This window comes from Ramlibacter sp. WS9 (assembly GCF_003797765.1).
Classification (GTDB): domain Bacteria; phylum Pseudomonadota; class Gammaproteobacteria; order Burkholderiales; family Burkholderiaceae_C; genus Ramlibacter.
In genome coordinates, this window is record NZ_RKMB01000030.1 from 1 (window position 1) to 12,538 (window position 12,538).

13 protein-coding genes are annotated in these 12,538 nt (G+C 68.0%); 6 read left to right on the forward strand and 7 right to left on the reverse strand.

Annotated features, from left to right (window positions below):
- Positions 1-141 precede the first annotated feature (141 nt).
- The 4 genes from EEB15_RS28090 to EEB15_RS28105 all read right to left on the reverse strand — a co-directional run bounded on the left by EEB15_RS28090 (position 142) and on the right by EEB15_RS28105 (position 2,608).
- Positions 142-849 carry a flavin reductase family protein gene (locus EEB15_RS28090; RefSeq protein WP_141513280.1) on the reverse strand — a complete coding sequence of 236 codons (708 nt, stop codon included), beginning with the start codon at positions 847-849 and terminating at the stop codon, positions 142-144.
- Positions 850-927: 78 nt separating this feature from the next.
- Complete coding sequence (locus EEB15_RS28095; RefSeq protein WP_141513281.1) at positions 928-1,470, reverse strand: redoxin family protein; 543 nt, start codon at positions 1,468-1,470, stop codon at positions 928-930.
- Between the two features lie 2 nt (positions 1,471-1,472).
- Positions 1,473-2,174 carry a cytochrome c biogenesis CcdA family protein gene (locus EEB15_RS28100; protein WP_141513282.1) on the reverse strand — a complete coding sequence of 234 codons (702 nt, stop codon included), beginning with the start codon at positions 2,172-2,174 and terminating at the stop codon, positions 1,473-1,475.
- Positions 2,171-2,608: a DUF2147 domain-containing protein gene (locus EEB15_RS28105; RefSeq protein WP_141513283.1), complete on the reverse strand. Its 438-nt coding sequence runs from the start codon at positions 2,606-2,608 to the stop codon at positions 2,171-2,173. Before EEB15_RS28105 ends, EEB15_RS28100 begins: the two co-directional genes overlap by 4 nt.
- Before the next feature lie 161 nt (positions 2,609-2,769).
- Here EEB15_RS28105 and EEB15_RS28110 point away from each other — a divergent pair, with 161 nt between their 5' ends.
- Positions 2,770-3,513 (forward strand): response regulator, encoded by a 744-nt coding sequence (locus tag EEB15_RS28110; RefSeq protein WP_141513284.1) that lies wholly within the window; start codon positions 2,770-2,772, stop codon positions 3,511-3,513.
- Positions 3,510-4,838, forward strand: a complete 1,329-nt coding sequence (locus tag EEB15_RS28115) for an ATP-binding protein (RefSeq protein ID WP_233259647.1) — start codon at positions 3,510-3,512, stop codon at positions 4,836-4,838. The genes EEB15_RS28110 and EEB15_RS28115 overlap by 4 nt, the downstream gene beginning before the upstream one ends.
- Here the strand turns inward: EEB15_RS28115 and EEB15_RS28120 are convergent.
- Entirely contained in the window at positions 4,822-5,844 is a 1,023-nt protein-coding gene (locus EEB15_RS28120) for an SIS domain-containing protein (RefSeq protein WP_199236653.1), read from the reverse strand. The genes EEB15_RS28115 and EEB15_RS28120 overlap by 17 nt on opposite strands.
- 58 nt (positions 5,845-5,902) lie before the next feature.
- Positions 5,903-7,027: an N-acetylglucosamine-6-phosphate deacetylase gene (nagA, locus tag EEB15_RS28125; protein WP_141513285.1), complete on the reverse strand. Its 1,125-nt coding sequence runs from the start codon at positions 7,025-7,027 to the stop codon at positions 5,903-5,905.
- 176 nt (positions 7,028-7,203) lie between these two features.
- On the opposite strand from nagA, the gene EEB15_RS28130 reads away from it, so the two are divergent.
- Positions 7,204-9,624, forward strand: a complete 2,421-nt coding sequence (locus EEB15_RS28130) for a FecR family protein (protein ID WP_158290261.1) — start codon at positions 7,204-7,206, stop codon at positions 9,622-9,624.
- 23 nt (positions 9,625-9,647) lie between these two features.
- On the opposite strand, the gene EEB15_RS28135 is transcribed toward EEB15_RS28130, so the two are convergent.
- Positions 9,648-10,019, reverse strand: coding sequence for a hypothetical protein (locus tag EEB15_RS28135; protein WP_141513287.1), 372 nt, complete (start codon positions 10,017-10,019; stop codon positions 9,648-9,650).
- Between the two features lie 25 nt (positions 10,020-10,044).
- On the opposite strand from EEB15_RS28135, the gene EEB15_RS28140 reads away from it, so the two are divergent.
- The 3 genes from EEB15_RS28140 to epsE all read left to right on the forward strand — a co-directional run bounded on the left by EEB15_RS28140 (position 10,045) and on the right by epsE (position 12,535).
- Positions 10,045-10,362, forward strand: a complete 318-nt coding sequence (locus EEB15_RS28140) for a hypothetical protein (protein ID WP_141513288.1) — start codon at positions 10,045-10,047, stop codon at positions 10,360-10,362.
- Between the two features lie 165 nt (positions 10,363-10,527).
- On the forward strand, positions 10,528-11,700 hold the full coding sequence (gene epsL, locus EEB15_RS28145) for an XrtB/PEP-CTERM-associated polysaccharide biosynthesis outer membrane protein EpsL (RefSeq protein ID WP_141513289.1): 1,173 nt from the start codon (positions 10,528-10,530) through the stop codon (positions 11,698-11,700).
- Between the two features lie 37 nt (positions 11,701-11,737).
- Positions 11,738-12,535 carry a polysaccharide export protein EpsE gene (epsE, locus tag EEB15_RS28150; protein WP_141513290.1) on the forward strand — a complete coding sequence of 266 codons (798 nt, stop codon included), beginning with the start codon at positions 11,738-11,740 and terminating at the stop codon, positions 12,533-12,535.
- Positions 12,536-12,538 lie beyond the last annotated feature (3 nt).

Below are 12,538 nucleotides of genomic sequence, written 5' to 3' on the forward strand. Positions count from 1 at the left end.
CCCCGATCCCGCCCCGCCATGCCGATATAGATTTCCCGAGGACTCGCCCACTTTTTCGGCTGCATCAACAGCTTGGCCGCTGAATGAGAATTCTTCTCCCGACACCAGTGGGCTAGACCCGCAATCCATGCAGCCGAGTGATCACGCAATAAGCATGGATGCCGGATCCAGTCCTACATGACAGTTGGGCTTCGCACGGTCGACATCGGGGCTGCGATACGCGTGCTCGGGAATCGCGGCCAGCGACGAGGCGTGCAGTTGGCCGGGCGCCAGGCCGTAGAACTTCTGGAAGCTCATGATCAGCGGCCGCCACTTGTCGGGGTCGATGCGGTTGGGCTGGCCTTCCATCACGATCGCCGGTGCCAGGTGCACGCGCTGGATTCGCACTTCCAACGCCAGCGCGTAGCCGCGCAGCAGGTCGTCATCGTTCGCCAGCGTATGACGGCCTTCCAGCACCGCCTCGAGTTGCACCGGACACTCACGCGCCCTTGGCGGCGCCACTGTCTCCGATTTCATCGGCGTCAAGCCGGCCAGGTGGAACTTGTCCTTCCAGTGCCTGTAGCCGCACTTCTGCTTGTTGCGCGGCACCGGGTCCGAGCCCGTGGTGAGCGCCAGCCGGTTCACGGCCGACACTTCAGCTTGCGAGGGCAGGTTCAATACACACTGCTTCGTGCGCAGCAGGTTCTCCGTGGTCTTGGAGCCGCCGGCCAACCCGAGCATGCAGCGCCAACCGAGCCAGAAGGCCGATGACATGGGCGCGAGGTTGGCGCTGCCGTCCTCGTTGAGCGTGGAGATCAGCACGACAGGCGTGCCGAAGTAGAGGATGGCGGGTTCGCTGGCGATGTGCATGGAGGTTTTCCTGTTCTTGAAGCCTGCAGTCTCGGCTTCAAGCTCCCATGTGGCTCGCCATTTCCGGACGCGCTATTGCTACGCGGGCTGCGCGAGCAGCGTGCGGATCGCCTCTTCCATCTCCGCATAGCCGCCTTCGCCGAAGTGCTTGCGCACGATGCGGCCGCGCTTGTCCACCAGGTATTCGGCCGGCCAGTACTGGTTGCTGTAGGCCCTCCAGGTCGCGTATCGATTGTCTTGTGCCACGGGGTGCTTCACGCCGAAGCGCTTCATCGCGGTCTGCACGTTGGGGGTCGATCGCTCGAAAGCAAACTCCGGCGTGTGCACGCCCACCACGACCAAGCCCTGGCCGCCGTACTTCTCGGCCCAGCGGTTGACGTAGGGCAGGGTGCGCAGGCAGTTGATGCAGGAGTAGGTCCAGAAGTCCACCAGCACCACCTTGCCGCGCAGGCCGGCCATGGTGAGGGCGGGGGAGTTGAGCCATTGGTCGATGCCGGTGAATTCCGGTGCAAGGCCGTGGTCGAAGAACGCGGGTGCGGCGGCCGTTGCAGCCATCGGCAAGGCAGCGGAGGCGCCCAGCAGGGCGGTGAACTGGCGGCGATTGAGAGTTGCGAGTGTCATGGTCAAAGTCCTGTTGCGAAACCGGGGTAGAAGCCGGACAGCCACACGGTGGCGACGCTGTCCCATTGCAATTGCATGGCCACGGCCACCACCACGATCACCACGCCAAAGGCCTGCTGCATGCGCTGTGTGTGGCGAGTGAGCTGGCGCACGCGGGTGGTGGCGTATTGGCCGCCGTAGGCGATGGCCAGCATCGGAATGGCGGCGCCCACCGAGTAGCAGGCCAGCAGCAATGCGGCCTTGCCGATGTCCGGGCTGGTGGCGATGAGCGTGAGGATGGAACCCAGCACCGGCCCGGCGCAGGGCGTCCACAACGCACCGAGCGAGAGGCCCAGCACCAGCCCGCCCAGGTTGCCGCTGCCAGCCTTGCCGCCCACGGCGTTGACGCGATTGAGCATGCCGTTCATGCGGGCGGTCAGCCAGTAGAAGGGCTGGGGCCAGAGCATCAGCAGGCCGAATGCCAGCAGCATCGCGATGGCGGCTTGCCGCAGCGTTTCCTGCGACAAGCCCAGCACGCTGGTGAAGACGCTGAACAGCAGCGCCACTGAAGCGAACGCCAGCGCGAAGCCCGCCGCGATGAACGCTGGTCGGGCGCGGCTGGTCTGGCCGACCGACGCGCCCAGCACTACCGGCAGCATCGGCAGCACACAAGGCGCGGCGACAGTGAGCAGGCCGGCGACGACGGCGAGCAGCGGATCGATCACTTCGTTGCCTCCGCGGCACCGGTGCTGCTGACGCGCTGCCAGACCTGCGTCTTGCCGAACATCGGTAGCCCGACGTACGAGCGCACCACCAACTGGTTGGGTCCAGCCACCGACAGCAAGGTGCTGTAGCTCTTGCCGTTCTCGCGGTTGTAGATCTCGCCCCTGAGCTCACCATCGCCGGCGGGGCGCAGGCCGGACAACAGCTTCATGCCCATGGCCGGCCGCGCGTCGGCCTGCACCAGCTCGCCGCCACCGCTCATCGAACGGTTGGCCAATACCTTGACGACGGTGCCGCAAAAGGCCTCGCCGCAGGGCGCGATGTCCACCTCCAGGTTGCCACTTTCGGTGACCCAGCGGCCCTGCTGCGGCAGGGTGGATTGGGCGAAGGCCGCGGGTGCCAGCGCCAGGGCCAGCAGGGTGGGAAAGAGCTTCATGATGATCTCCAGTGGATGGGAGACCGCATTGCACCGGCGCCAGGTATCCCGCTTGTGTCATGAAGCCGGCTTTTTGTACGGGCGCTTGTCCGCGTACGGGCCAGACATGTTGAGATACATGGGCTTCCGGGCACAAGCAGCCGGATCGGCTACAAACGGGCATGGACACGCCCGACCACATCCTCATCGTCGACGACGACGCGGGCATCCGCGAGCTGGTCACGCAGTACCTGCAGAAGCAGGGCCTGCAGGCCAGCGCGGCGGCCGACGCCAAACAGATGCGCGCCGTGCTGGCCACCACGCGCATCGACCTGGTCGTGCTGGACCTGATGCTGCCGGGCACCGACGGCCTGGCCCTGTGCCGCGAGCTGCGCGGCCCCGGCGCGCCGCACTTGCCCATCCTGATGCTCACTGCACGCGCCGAAGAGGCCGACCGCATCCTGGGCCTGGAGATGGGCGCCGACGACTACCTGGTCAAACCGTTCGCCGCGCGCGAACTGCTGGCCCGCATCCGCGCGGTGCTGCGGCGCACGCGCATGCTGCCGCCCAACCTGGGCGAGGCGGCGGAGCCCGCCAGCGAACTGGCCTTCGGCGACTGGGTGCTGGATACGACGGCGCGGCACCTGGTCGACGAACGCGGTGCCGTGGTGTCGCTCTCGGGCGCCGAGTACCGGTTGCTGCGCGTGCTGCTCGATCATCCGCAGCGTGTCCTGACGCGCGACCAGCTGCTCAATCTCACGCAGGGCCGTGAAGCCGATGTGTTCGACCGCTCGATCGACCTGCTGATCTCGCGCTTGCGCCAGCGTCTGCGCGACGAAGCGCGCGAGGCCCGCTACATCAAGACCGTGCGCCACGAGGGCTATGTGTTCTGCGCGGCGGTGCGGCGCGCCGGGACGAAGCCGTGAAGCTGGTACGCCTGTGGCCGGCCTCGCTGTTCGGCCGCATCACGCTCATCCTGTTCCTCGGGTTGGCCGCCGCGCACACGCTGTCGTTCTGGCTGGTATTCGTCGAGCGCGGCATGGCGATGCGCGACATGATGGTGTCGTACCTCGCGCGCGATGTCGCCAGCTCGGTCGCCATTCTCGAGCGCGTTCCGGCCGCCGAGCGGCCCCAATGGCTGCGCCTGCTGGAGCGGCGCAACTACCGCTTCGTGTTGGATCCGCCACCGCCCGGCGCCCCGGCGCAGTCGCGCCTGGCGCAGGAGATCGGCATCGCCGTGGCGAGCGCGCTGGAGAGTTCGCGAGAGGTCGTTGCCGTGGAGCCCGGCGACGCCTCGCCCGGCGTTCGCCTGCGCATTCACCTGAAGCTCGCCGACGGCACACCGGTCGCCGTTGAACTGGGCGAGCCGCAGCTGGAAGTCTCGCCCTGGGTGTTCGCGGTGCTGGCCGCGCAACTGGCCTTGCTCGCGCTTCTGACGTGGTTGGCCGTGCGTTCGGCGACGCGGCCCTTGGCGCAACTCGCTGACGCAGCGGACGCGATCGGTCCTGCGGCGGTTGGCACGGCGCTGGCGGAAACCGGCCCGCGCGAGGTTGCGCGTGCCGCGACCGCCTTCAATGCGATGCAGGGCCGGATCCAAGCGCATCTGGCGGAGCGCACGCAGATCCTCGCCGCCATCTCGCACGACCTGCAGACGCCGCTCACGCGCCTTCGCTTGCGCTCCGAGCTGATCGACGACGCCGTATTGCAGGGCAAGTTGCTGGCCGACCTGGACGCGATGCAGGCCCTGGTGCGCGAGGGCATCGCCTACGCGCGCAGCGCGCACAGCGGATCGGAGGCCACGCGTTCGGTCGACCTGCACGCGTTGCTCGACAGCCTGGTGTGCGACTACACCGACGCGGGGCAGCCCGTGACGCTCGAAGGCGGGGAAGGCCTGCTGCTCGACACGCGCCCGCAGGCGCTGCGGCGCCTCGTCACCAACCTGGTCGACAACGCGCTGAAGTTCGCGGGCAACGCGCAACTGACTGCGGGACGCGGCGAGCACGGCATCTTCATCGTTGTTCGTGACGATGGCCCCGGCATTGCACCCGAGGAACTGCAAGCGGTGATGCAGCCGTTCTATCGCGTGGAGAATTCGCGCAGCCGTGAAACCGGCGGCACCGGCCTCGGCCTGGCAATCGCGCAGCAACTCGCGCAGGCGCTGGGCGGTCAGCTTGCATTGCGAAACCGCGAAGAGGGCGGGCTCGAGGCGCGGCTCACGTTACCGATCAAAGACGTCAAACCGTCCGCGTGATCTTGCTCAAGTGCCGCGGCCGATCCGGGTCGAGCCCGCGGGCCCGCGACAGTGCTTCCACCATCGGATAGAAACTCTGGAGGATGGAGATGCCGTCCAGTTCCGGCGCGCCAGTTTCGGTGATGGGCAGGCTGGTGCGCGGCGTCGCGCCGGGTGCGGCCAACAGCACGCGAGCGCCGCGTTGGCGCAACCGGTCCGCCAATTCGAGCAGGCCCGCCTGCGCCGGGCCGCGCGGCGCCAGCACCATCACGGGATACCCTTCGCCGATCAGCGCCATCGGGCCGTGCTGCACTTCGGCGCCCGAGAAGGCTTCGGCCTGGATGCCGCAGGCCTCCTTGAACTTCAGGGCCACCTCCAATGCCACCGGCAAACCCAGGCCGCGCCCGATCACCAGCAGGCGGTCGACTTCGCGCAACACCGGCAGGGCGGCTGACCAATCGGAGAGCGCCGCGCGCGACAGCACCTGCGGCAGATTCGACAGCGCCATTTGCAGGCCCATGTCGTCCTGCCAGGCCGCCACCAGGCGCGCGCCGGCCGTCATCTGCGCGATCACCGACTTGGTCGCGGCGACGCTCGACTCGCTACCCGCATGCAGGGGGAACACCCACTGCGCGGTCTCGGCCAGCGGCGACGTCGCGTCGTTGACGAACGCGGCGGTGATGGCGCCGCCCTCGCGGAAATAATGGGTGGGCTCGACCAGATCGGGGCTTTGCCCCGATTGCGAGAACGCGAAACTGGCCAGGCCCTTGCACTGAATCTTCGACTGGTACAGCGTCACCAGCGACATCGGCAGCGAAGTCACGAGCCGGCCCATCCGCGCCATGATCAGGTACGCGCTGTAGTGCGCCGCGTGGTCCGAACTGCCGCGGGCGATGGTCAGCAGCGATCCCGGCGGCTCGGCACGCAGCAACGCACCGAATTCCTTGTAGGCCAGGATGTCATGCGCGAGCTGCCGGGCCACCGCGGCCGGCGCGTCGCGTGCTTCGAGCAGCATTCGCGAAGTCATCAGGAAACCTCCGCCCTGCGGGCTGCGGTGCCATGAGCCTTGGGAGCGGCCCGGCGGCTCATATCGATACTCCTTCGACGAAGACGTCCTTTATGTTCAGATCCCGGTCCAACACCACGGCGTCGGCCCATGCGCCGGGCGCAAGGCGGCCGCGGTCATCGAGGCCGAGGTGATCCGCCGCGTGGGTGGACACGCGTGCCGACGCTTCGGCCAGGCCCAAACCCAATTGCTGCACGAGGTTGCGCAGCGCGAGGTCCATGGTCAGCGTGGAGCCGGCGAGCGTGCCGTCGGCCAGCCGCACGCCGCCCAGGCATTTGGTGACGCTCTGGCGGCCCAGGCGATAGTCGCCATCGGGCATGCCGGTGGCCGACGTGGAGTCGGTCACGCAATACAGCCGGGGGATCGAACGCAACGCGACGCGCAGCGCGCCGGGGTGTACATGGAGCAGGTCGGGGATGACCTCGGCATACGTTGCATGCGCCAACGCGGCGCCCGCCATGCCGGGCGCCCGATGGTGCAGGCCGCTCATCGCATTGAACAGGTGCGTGAAGCCGCGCGCGCCGCGCGACAACGCTTCCACACCCTGTTCGTAGGTACCCGCGGTGTGGCCGATCTGCACGAGGTATCCACCTTCGACGAGCGCACGGATGTCGTCCATGTTGCCGGCCACTTCCGGCGCCAGCGTGATGAGGCGGATCGGCGCCATGGCATTCAGCCGCGCCAGTTCCTCCAGCGAAACCGGCCGCGCGAAGTCGGGTTGCGCGCCGAGCTTGCCTGCGTTGATGTAGGGCCCTTCGAGATGGACGCCCAGCACGCGCGATGCGCGCCGCCCTCGGCGCGCGCCTGCGTCGCGCAGGCCGGAAAAAGCTGTCACGAGGTCTTCGAACGGCGCCGTCATGGTGGTGGCCAGCAGCGCCGTGGTGCCGTGTGCCGCATGGCATTGCGCGACGTGCGCCGCTGCGGCGCCACCGTCCATGATGTCGCTGCCGCCACCACCATGCACGTGCAGGTCGATGAAGCCGGGCAGGATGATCGGCTCGCCCGACTCGCGCGCAACGCGTTCATCGACCGGCGCGCCCATGATGCGGTGAACGCGTCCCTGGCCGTCGAATTCGATGGCGCCGGCCACCCATCCCTGCGCGCCCAGGATGTGGCCCTTCAGCGTGCGGTTCTCTTCTGTCATGCCCGAATACTAGCCGTGCCAGGCGCCGCGCGCGCACTGCGCGGCCCTTTCGCATCAGAGCCACCGGCTCAGCGGTCGGACAAAGCCCACGCACCGACGGGCGTATGGATGACTACCTTTTGCTCGGCGGCGCGTTAGTCTCCAACGGGCTCTGCGCAACCTTCCCGAGGACACATATGAACAACCACAAGCTCCCGTTTCGCAAACTGATCATCCCCACCTTGTTTGCGGCATTGTTCGCGACCAGCGGCTGGGCCCTGGCCGACCCCCCGTCGCGGGTCGCGCGCCTTTCTTACGTCAGCGGAGCAGCCAGCTTCTCCCCGGGCGGAGAGCGGGACTGGGCCCGCGCCACAATCAACCGCCCCATGATCACGGGCGACCGGCTCTGGGTCGAGCCCGGTGCGCGGGCCGAGCTGCAGTTGGGTGCAGCGGCCGTGCGCGTGGGTGGCGCCACGAGCCTCACGTTGCTCAACCTGAACGACCGCATCGCGCAGGTGCAACTCGCGCAGGGCACACTCGTCATCCGCGTGCGTCGCCTGGACCGCGGTGAAGTGTTCGAGGTCGACACCCCTAATCTCGCGTACACCATTCGCCGACCCGGCAGCTACCGCTTCGAGGTGGATCCGGACGGCCGCTCGACGCTCGTGTCGGTGCGCAGCGGGCTCGCCGAGGCTTATGGCGAAGGCCGCGCTTTCGTCATCGGCGAACGGCAAACCTTCCGGTTCTATGGACGTGGTTTGAGCGACTACCAGACCTATGCCGCGTACCGTGTCGACGAATTCGAGAGGTGGTCGAGCACACGTGACCGCCGCTGGGACACGTCGCCTTCGCGCCGCTACGTGTCCGCCGAAATGATCGGCTACGAGGACTTGGACCAGAACGGCACGTGGCGCAAGACTTCCAACTACGGCATGGTGTGGGTGCCCAATCGCGTTGCTGCCAACTGGGCGCCGTACCGCGAGGGCCACTGGGCCTGGGTCGAGCCGTGGGGCTGGACCTGGATCGACGAGCAGGCGTGGGGCTTCGCGCCGTCGCACTACGGGCGTTGGGCGCGCATCGACACGGGCTGGGCCTGGGTGCCCGGGCCTGCGACCGTGCGCCCTGTGTATGCGCCCGCGCTGGTCGCGTTCATCGGCGGCGATGGCCCGCAGTCATCGGGCGGCCAGAGCGTTGGCTGGTTCCCGCTGGGCCCGCGCGAAGTCTATCGGCCCTCGTACGCCGTGAGCCGCGAGTACTTCAGCAACATCAACACCAGCAACACGGCCATCAACCGGACGGTGGTCACGACCTACTACGGCAACCCGAACCCACCGCGGGTGACCTACATGAACCAGGCCGTTCCGGGCGCCGTGATCGCGGTGCTTGCCGTGGCGTTCGCGCAGTCGCGGCCGGTCCATCGTGAGACCATCACGGTGACGCGCGACATGTTCACCAACGCACCGGCGCGCGCCTTGCCTCGCATCGCGCCGGTGCAGGCCAGCGTGCTGGGCGCCGCCGCCGCGCCCAGCGCCAAACCGCCGGAAAACGTGCAGACGCGCGCCGTCGTCGCGCAGGTCGCGCCGCCGCCGCCGCCCGCGCCTTTCTCGGCGCGGCAGAGCCAGCTCGCAGCCAATACCGACAAGCCCCACGACACGGCCGCTGCGAAGCCCGCGGGGCCGGCACCTGCCGCGGCTCCCGCGCCGGCCGTCACGGTGGTGGCGCCCCAGAAGCCCGTCGCCGCACCGCCGCGGCCGGCGAGTGCGCCAGCGGCGGCTGCGTCGCCCGCAGCATCGGGCCCCGCTGCGCCTGCATCGGCCGCAGCTGCTGCAACCCCGGCGCCCGTGGCCCCGCAACCCGCTGCATCCGCGCGGCCCGACCGCGGCGCATCCGGCCCGGGTGGGCGCGATCGAAGCGGTGAACGTGAACGTCCTGGCGGACGCGACCGCGCGGCTGCTGGCGCCTCGGCGCCGGCACCTGCGGCAGTGCGCGCACCCGCTTCGATTCCGGCACCTACGCCCGCACCTACGCCCGCACCTACGCCCGCACCGACCCCGGCACCCACACCACGCGGGTCGCAACCCACTGCGCCCGCTGCACCTGCACCAGCCCCTTCGGCGGCACCGGCCACGGCCACACCACCCGCGGCCAGCGCACCGGCACCGCGCGACAGGCGCAACCAGCGCGGCGACGAGGAACGCGGCAATCGAGAGCGCGGCTCCGATGCGCGTGGACCGAACCGATCGGCAACGCCGCAGTCTGCTTTGCCTGCGCCTGCGCCTGCGCCCGCGCCGATGGCAGTGCCCGCACCCGCGCCCGCACCCGCGTCCACACCTGCGCCGACTCCAGCGCCTGCACGTGCCCCCGAATCCGCGAAGCCTCGCGCACCGGCACCGGCACCGGCACCCGTCACAGCGCCTGCGCCGCCTCCGCCTCCTGCGGCTGCCCCTGCGCTTCGCCCGCCGCCCCCGCCGGAAGTAGCGCCTCCCGGCACTGCCGAGCAGCGCGGACCGCGGGCGCGCCAAGCTTCGCCCAACGCGTCGGCACGCCGCGAGGCCGCAAGCGAGGCACGCGAGGAACGCAGCAAGCGGCGCGACGAAGAGCAGGGCCGCAAGCCGTAGGCATCACGCCGCCAGCATGCCTGTCAACAGGGGGTGTCGAAGCAAATGATGCCCTTGATCTGGCTCGCCGCTTCGTGCCCTACGCGCTTCGCCACGTCGAAAGAGTCCGCAGCGCTCATGACGACGGCCATGGCCCGCTGATTGGGCCGGCCGACGCATGTGATCGCCACGTAGGCGCCGTCCTTCTCGCCGGCCACCTCGAGCGGGCCTTTGTGGACGTTCTTGAATTGCTGGTTCCTGGCCACGTCTCCGGCGAATCGCAGGCATGTTTTCTCGGACCCGGTCTTCACCAGCGTCTTCTCGAAGTAGAGTGCGGCTGCGCCCGCTTCCTGGCTCAATGCCAAAGCGAGAGCGCCAGTCACAAAGCTGCCGACAACAAGTGCGCGTACTGTCATAGGGTTCTCCTGTTTCGGCCAGATCGTGGGCTTTTTCGCGCCTGTTGTCCTCCTTCATTCGGAGGAGAGACCGCTGATCGATCTGGTCGGGTTCTTCGACGACCGTGAACCCGAGCGTCAGCGCGGCCGTGAGCGGCACCGCCTGCTCATCAGGAGCCAATTGGTGCGGCACAAGCTGCTGCCGGGCAGCACGGGCTGGGCCCAGGTGAACGGCTTCCGCGGAGAAACTGATTCTTCCAAAAAAAATGGAAAAACGAATTCGATGCGACCTGGACTGTCTGCGGAATTGGTCGTTCCACCTCCACCTGTACATCATTTTCAAGACGACGTGCCGGGTTTTTAAGGACAGCGCGGCGTACTTATTAGGGCGGACTGGATTTATAGTGCGATTGAGCCCTTGTGAGGTGCGTGAGCTCGACGGCACCATCCATCCCAGGCCTCGTTGCTCGTCGAGGCCCGGGCGCACGTCCCGGCGCATGGGAGGTCCAACCATAAGTCCGAGGAAATCGTGAAGAAGCTGCCCATTCGCCCCTTGCTATCGCTGGCCGCCCTGTGCGTTGGGTCCGCCGCCCATGCCCAGGCCGAGCCTGCAAAAGCCTTCGAGTTCCGCGCGGCCGCCGGCATCGAGCACGACAACAACGTGCTGCGCCAGAACGCCAACGAGATCACCGACACCATCTACACGCTATCGGCCGGCGCGCGGTTCGACAAGCGCATCGGCCTGCAGCGCCTGCGGGCCGACATCGAAGCAACTGCCTACAAGTACCAGGACCGGTCCGACCTGGACTACAACACGCTCAACTACTCGGCCGCATGGGACTGGAGCCTGACGCCGCGCTTTCGCGGCGTGCTGAGCGCGGACCGCCGCCAGTACCGCGAAGTCGTCACCGACAGCCTCACGGTCGCCAACCGTGTGGGCCGCCGCACCGAGCGTGTCGAATTGCTCGAAGGCATGTACGAAGTGGGCGCGTCGTGGCGCGCATTGGGCGGCGTTCGGCACACCGCGAACGAGAGCACCGAGCCGCGCAGCTGGGATGCCAGCCCGCACGTCACCAGCGCGCATGTCGGCGTCGGCTACGAAACGCCCAAGGGCTCGCTGCTCACGCTGAAATATCGCCGTGGCGACGGCGAATACACCGATGCGAGTGCGGGCGCGGCCGCCGGCGACTTCAAGGAAGACGAAGTCGAGCTGGCCCTGAAGTGGCCGCTGACGGTCAAGACCCTGATCCAGGGGCGTATCGCCCACCTCAAGCGCCAGCACGACATCGCACCGCAGCTGGACTTCAGCGGCATGGTCGGCGGTGCCAGCATCAACTGGGAGATCACCGGCAAGACGCGGCTGATCGCCGGCTACGCACACGACCTCGTCGCGTCGGGCCTCGTCACCGGCGGCCACGTCGAAGCCGACCGCGTGTACATCACGCCGGTGTGGCAGGTCGCGCCGCACATCGCCTTGAACGCGCGCCTCGACCACACGGATCGCCGCTGGAAGGATGTTTCCGCCGGCGCCGATGTCGGCCGCAGCGAGAAGGTGCAGACCATCGGCGTGGGGGTTGATTGGGACCCGCGCCCGGCGTTCACGGTGTCGGCCGGCGTGCGCGGCGAAAAGCTCAGGTCGAGCCTGCCGTCGTCCAGTTATGACGCAACCATTCTTGCCGTCGCGGTGAAGGCGAGATTCTGAAGCCGCGGTAACCCCACCTTAACCCAAGGAGACCATCATGTCCAACCTGCTCAGATCCATGCTGTCAGTCGCATTGGCTGCCACGGTCACCGCTGCCGGTGCGCAGGCAACGAAGCCGAACAACGACTACAAGCTCGCGGCCGGCGACACCATCAAGATCCAGGTCTACCAGAACCCCGACCTGTCGATGGAAGCGCGCGTGTCCGAGAGCGGCACCATCAGCTACCCGCTGGTGGGCAGTGTGACTGTGGGCGGGTTGAGCGTGCCGGAAGCGGAAGGCCGCATCGCCGGTGCGCTCAAGTCCAAGGACATCCTGAAGGCCCCGCAGGTCAACATCAATGTCGTGCAAGTGCGTGGCAACCAGGTGTCGGTCGTTGGGCAGGTCGGCCGCCCGGGACGCGTTCCGCTGGAGACTTTCAACATGAAGGTTTCGGAAGTGGTTGCGGCGGCCGGCGGCATCACGCGCGAAGGCGATGACACGGTGGCCGTCACCGGTACGCGCGACGGCAAGCCGTTCCGCCGGGAGATCGACCTCGCCGGGGGCAATGCGACGGACGACTTCGTGGTGCAGTCGGGCGACACGATCCACGTCAACAGGGCGCCCACCTACTACGTGGCCGGGGAAGCGCAGAAGCCCGGCTCCTACCGCATCGAGCGCGGCATGACGGTGATGCAGGCGCTGGCCCAGAGCGGCGGCCCCACACCGCGCGGCACGATGAGCCGCCTGCGCCTCACGCGCACCGGCGCCGACGGTTCCGTGGTGCAGATGGAGCCGCGCCTGAACGACATGATCAAACCCGGCGACGTGCTCTTTGTACGCGAAAGCCTGTTCTAAGGG